This window comes from Streptomyces sp. NPDC004752 (assembly GCF_053601275.1).
This window is the reverse complement of record NZ_JBSGBN010000178.1, coordinates 1-16,433: the sequence shown is the minus strand read 5'-3', so window position 1 is coordinate 16,433 and position 16,433 is coordinate 1. Positions and strand designations below refer to the sequence as shown.

Below are 16,433 nucleotides of genomic sequence, written 5' to 3'. Positions count from 1 at the left end.
GTCCGCGGCGCTGAGCAGTCCGACCAGGCGCCCGTGCGCATCGGTCACCGGCAGTGCGCCCGTGCCCTCCTGCGCCATGACGGCGGCCGCGCGTCGCGCCGAGTCCTCGGCGTGCACGGCCGCCGTGCGCCGGCCGCGGAGCAGATCGCGCAGCCTGCGGCGGGACAGCGCCGCCGCGGGTCCGGCGCAGACCAGGGCGAGTTCGGCGCGCCCCAGCACACCGGCGCAGCAGCCGTCCCGGCGGACGACGGGGAGATGCCCCTGCCCCGACCTCTCCAGGACCTCCCAGGCGATCAGCACGGACTCGTTCTCGTCGAGGGCGTACGGCGCGGCACTCATCAGGTCCCGCACCGACAGCCGCTCGGTCACGGCGTCCTCGGGCACTCCGGTCACGGCGGCCTCCTTCGCACGGTGCGTCCCGCTCCCTTCCACCCTCCGTGCCCGGTCGCCGTCTGTCATGGGGCCGCACGGCCCTCGGCACCGTGGCGCGGGCGGGCCCGGCGGGGAGGCCGGTGCGGCCCGCGGGGCACCGTGGGGGCGATCGGCCCCGGCGCACGGGCCGTTCGGCCCCTACAGCGGTGGCGGACCGGGTGCGACGGTGGGCCCAGGCCCGGGAGATCCGCGGTGCCGGCGCCCCTCCCTCGGGCACCCCGACACCGCGGCACCACGTTCCGCCCGTGCAGGGTGACGGTGCGGGGCGGTGGTGACGCCTCGCGGGCGGTGTGGGGCGGGCCCGCGCGCGGGAACACGGGACGGCGATGCCCGTCGTCCCGCGTTCCCAGGACGGCCGCGCGGGCCCGCCTCCCGCCCCAGGACGTGCACGGAGCCCGATCCCCGCGGACCGGGACCGCCGCCCGGCCCGGCCCGGCCCGCCAAGGGCGCCCGCGGAACAGCGGTACCGGGCGAACGAGCGGAGGTGCGTGTCATGGCCGTCACCCTCGCCCTGGCCGGCGACGCCATGCTCGGCCGGGACGTCGCCGAAGCCCTCGCCCACAAGAACCCCCGCCCGCTGTTCAGCCCCGCGGTGCAGCACGCCGTACGGGACGCCGACCTCTTCCTGCTCAACCTCGAATGCTGCGTCTCCGACCGGGGCAGCCCCGTGGAACTGCCCGGAAAGACCTTCTTCTTCCGCGCCCCGCCGCGCGCCGCCGACGTGCTGGCCGGACTGGGCGTCGACGTGGCGATCCTGGCCAACAACCACGCCCTCGACTACGGCCCCGACGCGCTCGACGACACCCGGACCCGGCTGGCCCGGGCGGGTATCCGCAGCGTCGGGGCCGGACCTGACGTCACCGAGGCCCGCGCCCCGCTCCGCCTGGAGGCCGGCGGGCTGCGCGTCGGCGTGGTCGCCGTCACCGACCACCCCGCCGAGTTCGCCGCGGACACCGACCGTCCCGGCGTGGCCTACGCCGACCTCTGGCACCGGGACGTCCCCCGATGGCTCACCGACACCATCGGCACCCTGGCCGAGCAGACGGACCTGGTGCTGGTCAGCGCCCACTGGGGGCCGAACATGACCGCGCGCCCGGTCCCGCATGTCCGCGGTGCCGCGCCCGCCCTCACCGAGGCCGGGGCCGACCTCGTCGTCGGGCACTCGGCACACGTCTTCCACGGCTTCACCCGGCATGTCCTGTTCGATCTCGGCGACTTCATCGACGACTACGCCGTCCACCCGGCGCTCCGCAACGACCTCGGCCTGCTCTGGCTGGTCACCCTCGACGAGCACGGCCCGCTGCGCACCGAGGCCGTCCCCCTCGCCCTGGACCACTGCCACACCCGCCTCGCCGACCGGGCGGAGTACGCCTGGATCGCCGACCGGCTGAAACGCGTCTGCGCCGAACTGGGCACCGACGTCGTCGACGAGGGCGAGCGGCTCGCCGTCACCTGGTCGCGGTCGGCGGCCCGGGCGGGCTGACGCCGCACGCCGGGCCATCCGGATACCCCGCCCCGGGCCGCTTTCTGTGGCGGGGCGGCCCGGCGTCCCGCAGCGTGGAGGGGAGGGCACGGACGGCGCGGCGGGCGGCGGGCCGCAGGAGAGGTGGCACGGATGGACACGGAAGTCTCGGTGCCGCGCATCGTGGTGGGCGTCGACGGTTCGCCGTCCTCGTACGCGGCGGTGCGCTGGGCCGTACGCTATGCGGGCCTCGTCGGCGGTCGCGTGGACGCGGTGGCCGCATGGGAGCTGTCGGGGATCGAGACCTGGTCGGCTCCCCCCGTCGACACCGACTTCGACGAGGAGAACGCCCGGCAACGGCTCGCCGAGCAACTGCGCGAGGCACTCGGTGCCGAGGCCGCGGGCGCGGTCAGGGCACTGCTGGTGCGCGGCCATCCGGTGGAGGTGCTGCTGCGGGCGGCCGAGGGCGCCGAGGCCCTCGTCGTCGGCAGCCACGGGCGGCGCGGCTTCGCCCGCGCCCTGCTGGGCTCCGTCAGCCAGCACCTCGCACAGCACGCGCGCTGCCCCGTCGTGATCGTGCGCGCCGACGCGCCGTGACCGTGCGCACGCCCGTACGGGTCGCGGACCCCTTGGACGGCCGGGTGGAGTCCTCGGTGACGCGGGTGCGGTGGGCGTCGCGAGCGGTGCCCGCACCGCACGGAAGGGACCTTGGGGCCCCGGACATGGGCTGTTCGGCCTCAGCGGGCCGTGCGGTCACGCGGTGCACTGGAAGTGTCAGCAGCGGCAACCACGGCCGAGGAGGTACGGCGATGACGACACTGACACGCAGGCAGAGGTTCTCCTTCCCGGAGATTCCCGAGTGGTTCGAGACCTTCCCCGCGCGGTTCGCGATGCCGACCATGGGCGACCTGTACACGGTCCGTGTCGAGGACTACCTGGAGGAGGGCCGCTACGTCCTGCGGGCGGAGCTGCCCGGCCTGTCCCACGAGGACATCGACGTGGTCATCGGCGACGGGATGCTGACCGTCAAGGCCGAACGCACCGAACGGGACGTGGAGAAGAACCGCAGCGAGATCCGCTACGGCACCATGAGCCGCAGTGTCACGCTGCCGCCGGGAGCCGACGAGGACGACGTCAGGGCCGACTACACCGACGGCATCCTCACCGTCAGCGTGGGCCTGGGCAGCGAGAAGGCCGAGGCCAAGCACGTCGAGATCCACCACGGCGCCTGATGGCCTGATGGGGCGCATCGGGTCGTAGAGACCGATCCGCGGCCCCGGGAACGTCACCGACCCCGGGAACGTCGCTGATGAGAGTCACCGGGTCCGCCCGCGGCAGATTCGGCGCCTGATCGGGCAGATTCGGCGCCTGATCGCCGCCCGGCGGGCCCGCACCGGTCCCGCCGGGCCGCTGCCGGGCCGCTGCCGGGCCCGGGGCCGTCACTCGGCGGGGCGCCCGCCCGGCTCCGGCTGATCCAGCTGCGAGGCGAGGACCGCGGCCTGCACCCGCCGCTGCACGCCCAGCTTGGCCAGCAGCCGCGAGATGTGGTTCTTGACGGTCTTCTCCGACAGATACAGCCTCTTGCCGATCTCCCGGTTGGTCAGCCCGTCCCCGATCAGCGCGAGGATGTCCCGCTCGCGCGGCGACAGGCTCGCCAGTTCGGACGGCACGGCCGCATCCTCCGCGGGATCCGAACGCAGGGAGCGCATCAACCGGGCCGTCGTCGCCGGGTCCAGCATCGACTGGCCCGAGGCGACGGTCCGCACCGCCGAGACCAGGTCGGAGCCCTTGATCTGCTTGAGGACATAGCCCGAGGCGCCGGCCATGATGGCGTCGAGCAGCGCGTCCTCGTCGTCGAACGACGTCAGCATCAGACAGGCCACGTCCGGCATACGGTCGCGCAGTTCGCGACAGACGGTGATGCCGTCGCCGTCCGGGAGGCGCACATCGAGCACGGCGACGTCCGGGCGCAGCGCCGGACCGCGGACGATGGCGTGCCCGGCCGTGTCCGCGTCGCCGACCACCGTGATGTCGGGCTCGGAATCGAGCAGATCGGCCAGCCCGCGCCGTACGACCTCGTGGTCGTCCAGCAGGAACACCCGGATGGGGTTCTGCTCCGTGAATGTGCGTGTCTCGGTCATGCGCCCCTCGATCCCGGGTGGAAAGCAGACGGCAAACTGCCCACGACAAGGATCATCGCCCGTCCGTCCCGATTGCACCAGGGCCGACCGGCCCCGTCACCCCGGCCGCCGCACGGGCCGGGCGGACCCGTCGCGGGACCAGCGGCCCCTGCCCCGCAGCGCCCCGTGACCACCAGGCTGGGACCGGATCGCATCCCCCTACCGCGGAGGTGGACAAGCCATGGCCCGCACCCTCGGCCCGCGCACCCGGAGCATCCCCCGGACCCCCGGCACCCGCGCCCGGACCGCCGTCGACCCGAGCACGGGACGGTGACGGCGATGGACCGGCCGGTCGTCGTCGGCGTCGACGGCTCCGAGCACAGCCTGCGGGCGGTCGACTGGGCGGCCGACGAGGCCGCGCTGCGCCGGGCGCCGCTCAGACTGGTGTACGGCTCCCTGTGGGAGCGCTACGAGGGCGCCTCGCTCGCCCAGGACCTCGGCAGGCCGCCCGAGCAGCTCATCGGCGAGCACATCCTCGCGACCGCCGCGCTGCGCGCCCGGCGCCGCCAGGACGGGCTGCAGGTCGCCGTCGAGACGCTGCCCGAGGAACCGGAGTACGCGCTGGTCCGGGAGAGCCGCTTCGCCGCCGCGGTGGTCGTGGGCTCCCGCGGTCGCACCGGCCTGGCCGAGGCGCTGCTCGGCTCGGTCGCCATGACGGTCGCCGGCCACGCGCACGGCCCGGTGATCGTGGTGTCCGGCGGCCCCGACGACGGGGCCGGCACCGGGACACGCGGCCGGATCGTTGTCGGCGTCGGCGAGAAGCCCGCCGACTCGGCCGCCCTGCACTTCGCCTTTGACGAGGCACGGCTGCGCGGGGTGCCGCTGGACGTCGTACGGGCCTGGCAGGCACCCGCCCTCGAGAGCGCCGACAGCCCGCTGTTCGCCGACGAACCCGCCCGGCTGTACGAGCAACTGGCCGCCGACGCGCTGGAGGAGGCGCTGCGGCAGGCGCCGGCCGACGTGCAGACGCACCGGCACACCGTCGAGGGACCGGCCCGGCGGGTACTGGCCGAGTTCTCCGCCGCCGCCGACCTGCTGGTCGTCGGGGCCAGGCACCGCGGCGGCCACTTCGGGCCACGGCTCGGCCGGGTCGCCCACGGCGTGCTGCACCACGCCGCCTGCCCGGTCGCCGTCGTCCCACAGCCGGGATGAGCGGCTCACAGGCCCGCCGCATGGTCGGGGACATAGGTCTGCAGATCGCGCGGCGGGCGTTCGTAGCCCGTCGCCGGCGGCCGCTGCGGCAGCTCCAGCACCGGTGGGGGCACCTCGTGGTACGGCAGCGAGCCCAGCAGGTGCGCGATCATGTTCAGCCGCGCCCGGCGCTTGTCATCGCTCTCGACGACATACCACGGCGCCTCGGCGATGTCCGTGTGGACCAGCATCTCGTCCTTCGCCCGGGAGTACGCCTCCCAACGGGTGATCGACTCCAGGTCCATCGGCGACAGCTTCCAGCGCCGCACCGGATCGTCCAGCCGCCGCCGGAACCGCTCCTCCTGCACCGTGTCGCTCACCGAGAACCAGTACTTGCGCAGCAGGATCCGGTCCTCCACCAGCATCCGCTCGAAGATCGGGCACTGCCGCAGGAACAGCTGGTACTCCTCCCTGGTGCAGAAGCCCATCACATGCTCGACACCGGCCCGGTTGTACCAGGACCGGTCGAACAGCACGATCTCCCCGGCGGCCGGCAGATGCTCCACATACCGCTGGAAGTACCACTGGGTGCGTTCGCGCTCGGTCGGCTTCGGCAGCGCCACGATCCGCGCCATCCGCGGGTTGAGGTACTCCGTGACCCGCTTGATGGTGCTCCCCTTGCCCGCCGCGTCCCGCCCCTCGAAGATGACGACGAGGCGCGCGCCCTGCGTGCGCACCCACTCCTGGAGCTTGACCAACTCCGTCTGCAGCCGCAGCAGTTCCGTCTCGTACGTCTTGCGCGGCAGCCTTCGCGCCTGCTTGCCGGCCATGCCGCCTCCGCCCGCCGATGACCCGTGCCGATGACTTCCGGAGCCCCCATGCCCCCTGTCGAACACCAGGACGCCACCGTACTTTCCGACGAGGAACTGCGCACCCTGGACGCGCACTGGAGGGCCGCCAACTATCTCGCGGCCGGACAGATCTATCTGCTCGCCAACCCGCTGCTCACCGAGCCGCTGCGCCCCGAACACATCAAACCGCGGCTGCTCGGCCACTGGGGCACCTCACCCGGACTCAACCTCGTGTACACCCACCTCAACCGGGTGATCAAGGCACGCGGCCTCGACGCCCTGTGCGTCTGGGGCCCCGGGCACGGCGGGCCCGCCGTCGTGGCCAACTCCTGGCTGGAGGGCAGCTACAGCGAGACCTATCCGGACGTGCCGCGCGACGCGGCCGGGATGGCGCGGCTGTTCAGGCAGTTCTCCTTCCCCGGCGGCGTGCCCAGCCATGTCGCCCCCCAGACGCCCGGCTCGATCCACGAGGGCGGCGAACTGGGCTATTCACTGGCCCACGCCTACGGCGCCGCCCTGGACCACCCCGATCTGCTGGTCGCCTGCGTCATCGGCGACGGTGAGGCGGAGACCGGCCCGCTGGCCGCCTCCTGGCACTCCGACAAGTTCCTCGACCCGGTGCACGACGGCGCCGTCCTGCCGATCCTCCACCTCAACGGCTACAAGATTGCCAACCCGTCCGTGCTCGCCCGGCTGCCCGAGCCCGAACTGGACGCGCTGCTGCGCGGCTACGGACACGAGCCGATCCAGGTGTCCGGCGACGACCCGGCGCAGGTGCACCGCGCCCTGGCCGCCGCGTTCGACCAGGCCCTGGACCGCATCGGCCGGGCGCAGCGCGCCGCCCGCGACGAGGGCCGCACCGAGCGCGTCCACTGGCCGGTGATCGTGCTGCGCACCCCCAAGGGCTGGACCGGGCCCGCCGAGGTCGACGGCGTACCGGTCGAGGGCACCTGGCGCGCCCACCAGGTCCCGCTGCCCGGCGTCCGGGAGAACCCCGGGCATCTGCGGCAACTGGAGGCGTGGCTGCGCTCGTACCGGCCCGAGGAACTGTTCGACGCGACCGGCCGGCCGGCCGCCGACGTCCTCGCCTGCGTCCCGGCCGGACCGGCGCGGCTCGGTGCCACCCCGTACGCCAACGGCGGCCTCCTCGTCCGCGACCTGCCGATCCGCTCCCTGGACGACTTCGCCGTACCCGTGGACAAGCCGGGCGCGAGCCTGCACGAACCGACCCGGGTGCTCGGCAACCTCCTCGCACAGATCATGGCGGACACCCGGGACCGCCGGGACTTCCGGCTGGTCGGCCCGGACGAGACCGCCTCCAACCGGCTCGACGCCGTCTTCGGGGCCAGCGGGAAGGCATGGCAGGAGCGGACCCTTGAGGTGGACGAACACCTGGACCGGCACGGCCGGGTGATGGAGATCCTCTCCGAGCACCTGTGCCAGGGCTGGCTGGAGGGCTATCTGCTGACCGGCCGGCACGGGCTGTTCTCCTGCTACGAGGCGTTCGTGCACATCGTCGACTCGATGGTCAACCAGCACATCAAGTGGCTCAAGACATCCCGCGAGCTGCCATGGCGGGCACCGGTCGCCTCCCTCAACTACCTGCTGACCTCACATGTGTGGCGGCAGGACCACAACGGCTTCTCCCACCAGGACCCCGGCTTCGTCGACCACGTCCTCAACAAGAGCCCCGAGGTCGTCCGCGTCTATCTGCCACCGGACGCCAACACGCTGCTGTCCGTCGCCGACCACGCCCTGCGCAGCCGCGACTACGTCAACGTCATCGTGGCCGGCAAACAGCCGTGCTTCGACTGGCTGTCCATGGACCAGGCCCGCGTCCACTGCGCCCGCGGCGCCGGGATCTGGGAGTGGGCGGGCACCGAGAACGGCGCCGAACCCGACGTGGTGCTCGGCTGCGCGGGCGATGTGCCCACGCAGGAGGTGCTGGCCGCAGCCCAACTGCTGCGCCGGCATCTGCCCCAGCTCGCCGTGCGCGTCGTCAACGTCGTCGACATGACCCGGCTGCTGCCGCACGAGGATCACCCGCACGGGATGACCGACTTCGAGTACGACGGCCTGTTCACCGCCGACAAGCCGGTCGTCTTCGCGTACCACGGCTACCCGTGGCTGGTCCACCGGCTCGCCTACCGCCGACGCGGGCACGGCAACCTGCACGTGCGCGGCTACAAGGAGTCCGGCACCACGACCACCCCGTTCGACATGGTGGTCCGCAACGACCTCGACCGCTTCCGGCTGGTCATGGACGTCATCGACCGGGTCCCCGGGCTCGCCGTGCGCGCCGCCGGGGTGCGCCAGGCGATGGTGGACGCCCGTACCCGCCACCACGCCTGGATCCGCGAGCACGGCGCCGATCTGCCCGAGGTCGCGGAGTGGAGCTGGACCGCCTGACGGCGCCCCGGGCCGGGGAACCCGCTCGGGCTCCCCGGCCCGCGGGCGGGCAGGGGTGGCCGTGTTCGCCTCAGAGCGGCTGTCGAGGCGCCGCGGTCGGCCAGGTCAGGGCGCGGGTGATGTCGGCGAGGGTGACGATGCCGACCAGCCGGTCGCCGTCGAGGACCAGGGCCCGGCGGACGGCGCTCTCCTGGAGCCGGGGCAGCAGATCCACGACCGGTTCGTCGGGGGCGACCGTCACGACGTCCGGCAGGCGGCGCATCACATCGCCCACCGTCGTCCGGGACCGGGCCCGGTCCGGAGTCCGCTCGGCCATGGACATGATGAACAGCCCGGCCACCGAGCCGTCCGGCGCGCGGACGGGGAAGGCGGAGTGCCGGTAGGGGCCGAAGGGACCCTCGGCCAGGAAGCCGGCGATGGTCGTCCAGGACGGGATCGTGACCGGGTCCGGGGTCATGACCCGGCCGACCGGCACGCCCTTCAGGAGGCCCTGCATCTCCGCCTGCCGCACCTCCGCGGTCGCCGCCGCGATCAGGAACCAGCCGATCAGGGCCGACCACAGACCCGAGAGGTTCCCGGCGAACAGGACGGCGGCGAAACCGGCCGCCACCAGGAACCAGCCCAGCCCCCGCCCGGCGGCCGAGGCACCCCGGGTGGCCCGCAGCCGGTCGCCGGTGCGGTGCCACAGGAACGCCCGCAGCAGCCGACCGCCGTCCAGCGGAGCGGCGGGCAGCGCGTTGAACACGGCCAGCACGAGGTTGATCGCGGCCAGCCAGGCCACCGCCTCCACCAGCAGCCCGGTGACGCGGAGCGCCGCCAGCCACACCGCCAGCCCGGCGAATACACCGCCGGCCAGAGCGCTGGTGAGCGGACCCACGCCCGCGATGCGCAGCTCCGCGGCCGGCGACGGCGCCTCACCGTGCAGCCGGGCCGCGCCGCCCAGCATCCACAGGGTGATGCCGTCGACCTGGACGCCGGCCCGCCGCGCGACCACCGCGTGCGCGAGTTCGTGGGCCAGCAGCGAGGCGAGGAAGGCCACCGCGGTCAGCAGGGCGAGCGCCCAGTAGACCGCGGGGGAGTAGCCCGGGTGGGCCGCGGGGAAGCGGCCCCGGGCCAGGGCGAGCGTCACCAGCACGACGATGACCAGCACGCTCCAGTGCAGCCCGACGCGTACGCCGGCGATCCGGCCGAGGGACAGCGTCTCCTTCATGAACCTCTCGCCTTGCCCTCCGGCTCCCGGTCCCTCAAGTCCTCGTCAAATCCTCTAAGTCCTCGCTCGCCCGGCGGACCGGGGCCCGGGCGGCTTCGCGCCCCGCGGAGCACTTCCCGCGGTACGTCCATTGTCCGGCGCCGTGCGGCAAGCGGACAGGGCCGGCCGGCACCCGGCGGCGTACGCGGCGAACAGGGTCCGGCTCGCGGCGTCGTGGCGCACGCACGGCAGCAGGGCGAGGCTGCCCGGCACCGCGCACACCGCGGCCGGTACGGCGACCCGGGCCTGCCCGTGCCGGTCCACGAGCCGCGCGAGCAGCGGCCCGGTCACCGCCGTCGCCGCGAGACCGGCCGCGGCGACGGCGCCGACGAGCACGTACGAGCGGGCGCCATCGAGCGTGGCCGGATCAGGCAGTGCGCGGTGGGGGCGGGTCGGCGTCCGGGCGGTCGGCTTCGGGTCCGGTGGTATCGGGTCCGGTGGTATCGGGTCCGGTGGTATCGGACCTGGTGGCTTCGGGTCGCTCGGTGCTGGGGCCTGCTGCGTCCGGCCCGTTGACGGTGTCCGGGCAGACCGTGTCCGGGCTGGTCGTACCCGGGTGGCTGAGGTGTGTGGTGAACCAGTCGCGGGCGAGGGCGGCGGCCGTGGCCAGGGTGCCGGGTTCCGCGAACAGATGGGTCGCGCCCGGCACGAGGGCCAGCCGGTGCTCACAGCGCAGCCAGTCCGCGGCCAGCCGGTTCAGGCTCAGCACCCGGGTGTCGAGACTGCCAACGATCAACAGCGTCGGGGCCCGGACCCGGGCCAGCGCGGCGGGGGAGGCGAGGTCGGGACGGCCGCCGCGGGAGACGACGGCGCCGATGCCGGGGTCGTCGGCGGCGGCCTCCAGCGCCGCCCCCGCACCGGTGCTCGCGCCGAAGTAGCCGACGGGCAGGGCGGTCTCCCGGCGCAGCCAGTCGGACGCGCCCTGCAGCCGGCGGGCCAGCAGCACGATGTCGAACACGTTGTGCCGGTCGCGCTCCTCGTCCTCGGTGAGCAGATCGAGCAGCAGCGTGCCCAGACCGGCCCGGTTCAGGACGGCGGCCACATAGCGGTTGCGCGGGCTGTGCCGGCCGCTGCCGCTGCCGTGCGCGAACGCCACCACGGCCGGGGCGCGGTCGGGCAGCACGAACCGGGCGGCCAGCCGCACCCTCCCGGCCGGCACCTCGACCTCCCGGTTGGGCGGATGCGGGCCGACGGCGGGCGCGGGGCGCCCGGCCCGGCCGAGCAGCGCGGCGACCTCGTCGTCACCGGTCTGGGCGAAGTCGTGGTACCAGGCGCCGACCGCGCCGAGATGACGCGGTGTCATCAGACACTCGACCTGGTCGGCCACGTCCCGCAGCCGGGCGAGCGTCGCTTGCGGACCGACCGGGACGGCGAGCACGATCCGGGCCGCACCCGCGTGCCGTACGACACGGCAGGCGGCCTTGGCGGTGGCGCCGGTGGCCACCCCGTCGTCCACGATCACCACGGTCCGCCCGGGCACCGGCACCGGATCGCGGCCGGCCCGGTACCGGCGCAGCCGACGTTCCAGTTCCGCCCGTTCGTGCTCCTCGACGGCGGCCAGCTCGCCCGGTCCGAGGCGGCAGTCCGCGACGATGTCGTCGTTGAGGACCCGTACGCCCCGCTCGCCGATCGCGCCGAACCCCAGTTCCGGCTGCCAGGGCACGCCCAGCTTGCGGACCACCAGCACGTCCAGGGGCGCGGCGAGCGCCCGGGCCACCTCGTACGCCACCGGGATGCCGCCGCGCGGCAGCCCGAGCACGATCGCGTCCGCGCCGCGCAGCCGTTCGAGCCGCCCGGCCAGGCGGCGTCCGGCGTCGGCGCGGTCCTCGAATCGCATGCGGCACCTCCTTGCGCGCCCGCCCCGCGGACCACCACCGCACTCCACGGGAGCGCGCCCCGGCCAGGCCGGCAGCGCCCCCGTCGGGTCGGCAGCGTCCTGGTCGCGTCAGCCGTCATGGAGCAGGGCCGGCAGCCGTGGATGCACCTCGAAGACGTCTGTCAGACCCGTGGCCCGCAGCAGCCGCCTGAAGGCGGCGCTGTCGGTGACCAGTCGCAGCCGGCCGGCCCGGTCGTGCACCCGGTTGCGGGCTCGGCACAGCACGCCAAGACCGGCGCAGTCGATGAACTCGACCGAGCGCAGATCCAGTACCAGGTCGGGACGGTACCCGGCGGTCAGTGCGTCGAGCCGTGCCGAGAGCGGCGGGGCGACCAGCAGGTCGATCTCGCCGTGCAGCGTCACGACGGTCGCCCCGTCGACGACCCGCGCCGCATGCGACGGGCCGGAACCGGTCCGGTAGTCGGTCATGCCAAGAGGGAAACCCATGCAGCGGGTCGGACGGAAGGGCCGGTCGGTACCTGTCGAGGGGCCCGCCGGGTCCATCGGCCCCGCCGGGCCCCGCTCGCGGCGGGCCCCGTCGGCCGGGCAAGGGGGCCGACCGGCCCAAGCGCGGCCCCCGGCCCGCGGACAAGCTGGATCCGGGGAGGTGTACGGCGTCTTCGCACGGGCCGCCGAGACCGGCGCGCACCCGGGGGTGCCCGGCGTGGAGCAGCACGAAGTGGCCGTTCGGGCCGCCTGACGAGAGGAGATGACGGCCATGGCCGAACACTCCCGGACGAATGTGGCGGAGGGCACGCCCCTGGGCGACCTGGGCCGACGGCTGGCAGCCCGGCGGACCCGGCTCGGACTGTCGCGGCGGGAGACGGCCGTGCGCGCCGGCATGGCGCCCGGCTATCTCCGCTACCTGGAGGAGCATCCCGGCGCGGCGCCGGGCAGCGGCACCCTCATGCGGCTGGCCGAGGTCCTGCAGACGACGGTGAACGACCTCACGGGCGGCACGGTGAACCTGCCGCCGGGCCCCGGACGGGCCGCGCGCGCCCCCGCGTTCACGGAGCTGAGCGCGGACGAGTGCCGCTCCCTGCTGTCGTCGCACGGCGTGGGCAGGCTCGGTGTGCCCACGGCCTCCGGCCCGGTGATCGTGCCCGTCAACTACAGCGTCGTCGACGACACGATCGTCTTCCGGACCGCACATGGCACCACACCGGCGCTGGCGGCCGGCTGCCAGGTCGCCTTCGAGGTCGACCACATCGACGACGCGTTCAGCCGCGGCTGGAGCGTGCTGGCGCGCGGACACGCCCGGACCGTCACGGACCCCGAGCAGGAGCGTCGGCTCGCGGCCCGGGCGTACAGCACGCCGTGGGCGGGCGGCAGGAGGAACCTGTGGGTGCGTATCGACCCGTACACCCTCACCGGCCGCCGGATCACGGTCTGAGCCGGGACCGGCCCGGCACCCGGATCGCCCCGAGCGGCGCCCGGATCGTTCCAAGCGGGGCCGTTCGCCGGGCGGTTCCGGGACCGACGGCCCTCGTGCCGCATCAGGGTCCCCACGGAGGATGGACGTGCCACGGCCGTACCCGGGTGACAGGGCCCGGCCGTACCCAGGTGAGAGGCGGACGAGAATGTACGCGAACGACGGATTCCGCGAGCTGGACCGGCAGGAGTGCCTGCGGCTGCTGGCGAAGGTGCCCGTCGGCCGCATCGTGCACACACGTCAGGCCCTGCCGGCGGTGCTTCCCGTGAACTTCTCCCTGGAGGGCGACGGCACCGTGCTGCTGCGCACCTCCGCGGCCTCGGAGCTGGTGCGGGCGATCCACGGATCGGTGGTCGCCTTCGAGGCCGACCAGGTCGACCCGGACGCACAGTCCGGCTGGAGCGTCGTCGTCACCGGCGCGGCCACCGTGGTCACCGACGCCGCCGAACAGGAACGGCTGGCGCGCACCGGCCCGCGCTCCTGGGCGCCCGCGCCGCACGAGGTCTTCGTACGCATCGCGCCGGAACTGGTCACCGGGCGGGAACTGGTCGGCGGCCGCACCCTGTACGGCCTTGACCTCGCCCCCTGAGCGCCGTCACCCGGGCTCCGGCACGGACCGGGACGGCGCGCGGCCGTCCGCGACGAGGCGGATCCCGGAGACCAGATCCGGCCGGATGCGGACCGCGTGGTCCATGGTGCGCGCCACCCAGGGGTGCAGCAGCCGCTGGTAGCGGGCCAGTTCGTCCGGGTCGGTGACCAGCCGGGCGTAGCCGGTGACCACCACGCTCCAGCCCAGGTGCGTGTCCGGGTCGATGGCGTCGGCCTCGTACGCGACGACCACGCCCGTGCCGTCGGCCCACCGGGCGTGCGAGGTCAGCTCCGCGCCCTCGTGGGTGCGGATGACGATGTCGCCGCCGTCCAGGACGTGGTTGACCGGGCGGATCGTGGGCAGCGCGTGCCGGGTGAAGACGATCCTGCCCAGCGACACGCTGCCGAGCAGCCGCAGGGCTTCGGCGCGGTCGAGGTCGACGCTCCGGCGGGGTCGGTCGTCAGTGCTGGTCATCGCGGCTTTCCGTACGGGTGCGCGGCTCGCTTCACGGTGCTGCGATGACGCCGGAAGCGGCCATGGACGGATCGGACAGATCATTCGAACCGCGCCGCGGGCGGTTTCGCTAGGGCCTTTCGGCCCGGGAAGCGACCTTCGCGCGAACGGCCGAGCCCCGCCGACGGGTCCCGTCCCGGACGGCCCGACGGCGGGCAACGGCGGTGCCGCGACACCGGATTCGGGCCGCGCTGCGGCACCGGGTACAGGCGCTGCGGCACCGGATTCGGGTGCTGCGGCACCGGGTACGGGCGGAGCGGCACCGCGGGGGATCGGTGCCGCTCCTGCCCCTACTGTCGCCGCTGCCGCACCCTCCTCACCAGGGCCGACCGGCCCCCTGTGGCGCGCCGGGCGGCCCTGACACCGTCCCCGCTGCGGCGGGCGGCGGCACAGGGGCCGGCCCGGGGCGGTCGCCAGAACGCGGTTACGGGCCGGTTTCCGTACCGTCCCGGGCCGTGGACCATTACCGTGGCACATGACGGGCTGGGCAGTGCCCACGAGGCGAGGGGAGCGGAGGAACGCAGGTGGGAAGCTCAGACGAGGACGAGTTCCAGGAGGCCCGCGTCCGGTTGCCGCAGCTGAAACTGGACGAACTGCTGGAGGAGTTGCAGGCACGCATCGACGCGGCCCGTGGCACGCGCGACCGCGTGCACAGCCTGCTGGAGGCGGTGCTCTCGGTCGGCCGGGAACTGGATCTCGAACAGGCCCTGCACTCCATCGTGGAGGCCGCGGCGGTGCTGGTCGACGCCGAGTACGGCGCCCTCGGCGTGATCGGGCCGGACGGCAGACGGCTGTCGGCCTTCCACACGGTCGGCGTCACCGAGGAGCAGATCGGCGAGATCGGCGCCTTCCCGGAAGGGCACGGCATCCTGGGCGAGCTGATCCGTCTTCCCGAGCCGCTGCGGCTGGCGAAGATCTCCCAGCACCCGGCGTCCTACGGCTTCCCGCCGAACCACCCGCCGATGAACACCTTCCTCGGCGTCCCGATCCGGGTCCGCAACCAGGTCTTCGGCAATCTGTACCTGACCGAGAAACGCGGCGGGGCGGAGTTCGACGAGGAGGACGAGTCGGTGCTGTCCACGCTGGCCGTGGCGGCGGGCGTGGCGATCGACAACGCCCGGCTGTACGAGGAGTCCCGGCTGCGCGAGCGCTGGCTGGAGGCCAACGCGGAGATCACCCACAGCCTGATGGCGGGCAGCGAGCGCGCCCAGGCCCTCGGTCTGATCGCCGACCGGGCCAGGGAGATCACCGGCTCGGCCCTGGCGGTGGTCGCGATGCCGATGGAGGACACCGGCTCGCTCACCGTGGAGATCGCCGTCGGGATGGACTCGGACGAGCACCGCGGGCTGGTGCTGCCCATGGACGAGAGCCTGATGGGGCTGGCCTTCTCCGCCGCCGCGCCGGTCACCAGCGCGGACGTCTCCCACGACGACCGCGTCGCCCAGCAGCCCCCGCGGTTCGACGGGCTCGGCCCCGCCGTGGCCGTCCCCATCGGCACGGGCGGCGGCGGTGTGCGGGGCGTGGTCCTGCTGGTGCGCGAGCTGGGGCAGGCGCTCTTCTCGGCGCAGGAGACCGAGACCCTCCAGGGCTTCGCCGCCCAGGCCGCGATCGCCATGGAGCTGGCCGAGCGCCGCCAGGACGCCCAGGAGATCGCGGTGCTCAAGGACCGTGACCGGATCGCCCGCGATCTGCACGACCTGGCGATCCAGCGGCTGTTCGCCACCGGGATGACGTTGCAGAGCGCGGGCCGGTTCATCGAGCATGCGGAGGCGTCCGAACGGGTGCTGCGGGCCGTGGACGACCTCGACGAGACCATCAAGATCATCAGGTCGACCATCTTCGGTCTGCGGGCCCGTGAAGGCGCGGCCGACGGCGGCGGGCTGCGGGCCCGCGTCGTACGGGTGGCCGGTGAGGCCGCGCCGGTGCTCGGCTTCGCGCCCAGTGTGCGCATGGAGGGCCTGGTCGACACCGAAGTGCCGCGGGACATCGCCGACCACGTCGTGGCCGTGCTCTCCGAGGCGCTCACCAACGTCGCCCGGCACGCCCACGCCGACCGGGCCGAGGTGCTGCTGGCCACGGACGGCCGGGAGGTGCGGCTCACGGTTGCCGACAACGGCGTGGGCATCCCGCCGGAGGGTCGGCGCAGCGGACTGAGCAACCTGGCGGAACGGGCCGAGCAGTTGGGCGGCCGCCTGGACCTGACCGAGACGCCCGGCGGCGGCGCCACACTGACCTGGCAGGCCCCCCTGCCGGCGCGCCGGTAGGCGCCCGGCAGGGGGGCGGGGAACCGCGCGACCGGCCACGACGGT

General features: G+C 74.2%; 16 protein-coding genes. 8 read left to right on the top strand and 8 right to left on the bottom strand.

All coding sequences use genetic code 11. The annotated features are described in order from the left end of the window. Positions 1–393 (bottom strand): CBS domain-containing protein (locus ACWEKM_RS42200; RefSeq protein ID WP_451626611.1); only part of this gene is annotated, 393 nt, incomplete at its 3' end. Positions 394–925: 532 nt separating this feature from the next. On the opposite strand from ACWEKM_RS42200, the gene ACWEKM_RS42195 reads away from it, so the two are divergent. From ACWEKM_RS42195 to ACWEKM_RS42185, 3 genes are all read left to right on the top strand, one after another. Further along, positions 926–1,915 carry a CapA family protein gene (locus ACWEKM_RS42195; RefSeq protein WP_451626610.1) on the top strand — a complete coding sequence of 330 codons (990 nt, stop codon included), beginning with the start codon at positions 926–928 and terminating at the stop codon, positions 1,913–1,915. 132 nt (positions 1,916–2,047) lie between these two features. Further along, a complete protein-coding gene (locus ACWEKM_RS42190; RefSeq protein WP_451626609.1) occupies positions 2,048–2,491 on the top strand; it encodes a universal stress protein in 444 nt (147 codons plus the stop codon). A gap of 212 nt (positions 2,492–2,703) precedes the next feature. Next, positions 2,704–3,126, top strand: a complete 423-nt coding sequence (locus ACWEKM_RS42185) for an Hsp20/alpha crystallin family protein (RefSeq protein WP_451626608.1) — start codon at positions 2,704–2,706, stop codon at positions 3,124–3,126. Positions 3,127–3,333: 207 nt separating this feature from the next. Here the strand turns inward: ACWEKM_RS42185 and ACWEKM_RS42180 are convergent, their stop codons facing one another. After that, on the bottom strand, positions 3,334–4,035 hold the full coding sequence (locus ACWEKM_RS42180) for a response regulator (RefSeq protein WP_451626607.1): 702 nt from the start codon (positions 4,033–4,035) through the stop codon (positions 3,334–3,336). A gap of 318 nt (positions 4,036–4,353) precedes the next feature. On the opposite strand from ACWEKM_RS42180, the gene ACWEKM_RS42175 reads away from it, so the two are divergent. Beyond that, positions 4,354–5,226: a universal stress protein gene (locus tag ACWEKM_RS42175; protein WP_451626606.1), complete on the top strand. Its 873-nt coding sequence runs from the start codon at positions 4,354–4,356 to the stop codon at positions 5,224–5,226. Between the two features lie 5 nt (positions 5,227–5,231). Here the strand turns inward: ACWEKM_RS42175 and ppk2 are convergent, their stop codons facing one another. Next, positions 5,232–6,035 carry a polyphosphate kinase 2 gene (gene ppk2 / locus ACWEKM_RS42170; protein WP_451626605.1) on the bottom strand — a complete coding sequence of 268 codons (804 nt, stop codon included), beginning with the start codon at positions 6,033–6,035 and terminating at the stop codon, positions 5,232–5,234. 48 nt (positions 6,036–6,083) lie between these two features. Here ppk2 and ACWEKM_RS42165 point away from each other — a divergent pair, with 48 nt between their 5' ends. Further along, positions 6,084–8,465: a phosphoketolase family protein gene (locus ACWEKM_RS42165; protein ID WP_451626604.1), complete on the top strand. Its 2,382-nt coding sequence runs from the start codon at positions 6,084–6,086 to the stop codon at positions 8,463–8,465. Positions 8,466–8,535: 70 nt separating this feature from the next. Here the strand turns inward: ACWEKM_RS42165 and ACWEKM_RS42160 are convergent, their stop codons facing one another. The 4 genes from ACWEKM_RS42160 to ACWEKM_RS42145 all read right to left on the bottom strand — a co-directional run bounded on the left by ACWEKM_RS42160 (position 8,536) and on the right by ACWEKM_RS42145 (position 12,019). Continuing rightward, positions 8,536–9,675 (bottom strand): site-2 protease family protein, encoded by a 1,140-nt coding sequence (locus tag ACWEKM_RS42160; RefSeq protein WP_451626603.1) that lies wholly within the window; start codon positions 9,673–9,675, stop codon positions 8,536–8,538. Between the two features lie 54 nt (positions 9,676–9,729). Further along, positions 9,730–10,050 carry a hypothetical protein gene (locus tag ACWEKM_RS42155; protein WP_451626602.1) on the bottom strand — a complete coding sequence of 107 codons (321 nt, stop codon included), beginning with the start codon at positions 10,048–10,050 and terminating at the stop codon, positions 9,730–9,732. Between the two features lie 31 nt (positions 10,051–10,081). Beyond that, entirely contained in the window at positions 10,082–11,551 is a 1,470-nt protein-coding gene (locus ACWEKM_RS42150; RefSeq protein WP_451626601.1) for a phosphoribosyltransferase family protein, read from the bottom strand. Between the two features lie 108 nt (positions 11,552–11,659). Then, positions 11,660–12,019 carry an STAS domain-containing protein gene (locus ACWEKM_RS42145; RefSeq protein ID WP_451626600.1) on the bottom strand — a complete coding sequence of 120 codons (360 nt, stop codon included), beginning with the start codon at positions 12,017–12,019 and terminating at the stop codon, positions 11,660–11,662. 280 nt (positions 12,020–12,299) lie between these two features. On the opposite strand from ACWEKM_RS42145, the gene ACWEKM_RS42140 reads away from it, so the two are divergent. Continuing rightward, positions 12,300–12,983 (top strand): helix-turn-helix domain-containing protein, encoded by a 684-nt coding sequence (locus ACWEKM_RS42140; RefSeq protein WP_451626599.1) that lies wholly within the window; start codon positions 12,300–12,302, stop codon positions 12,981–12,983. A 187-nt stretch (positions 12,984–13,170) separates the two neighbouring features. Then, complete coding sequence (locus tag ACWEKM_RS42135) at positions 13,171–13,611, top strand: pyridoxamine 5'-phosphate oxidase family protein (RefSeq protein ID WP_451626598.1); 441 nt, start codon at positions 13,171–13,173, stop codon at positions 13,609–13,611. 6 nt (positions 13,612–13,617) lie between these two features. Here the strand turns inward: ACWEKM_RS42135 and ACWEKM_RS42130 are convergent, their stop codons facing one another. Continuing rightward, positions 13,618–14,085, bottom strand: a complete 468-nt coding sequence (locus tag ACWEKM_RS42130) for a pyridoxamine 5'-phosphate oxidase family protein (RefSeq protein WP_451626597.1) — start codon at positions 14,083–14,085, stop codon at positions 13,618–13,620. Between the two features lie 563 nt (positions 14,086–14,648). Here ACWEKM_RS42130 and ACWEKM_RS42125 point away from each other — a divergent pair. After that, positions 14,649–16,388 carry a sensor histidine kinase gene (locus tag ACWEKM_RS42125; RefSeq protein ID WP_451626596.1) on the top strand — a complete coding sequence of 580 codons (1,740 nt, stop codon included), beginning with the start codon at positions 14,649–14,651 and terminating at the stop codon, positions 16,386–16,388. Positions 16,389–16,433: the final 45 nt, after the last annotated feature.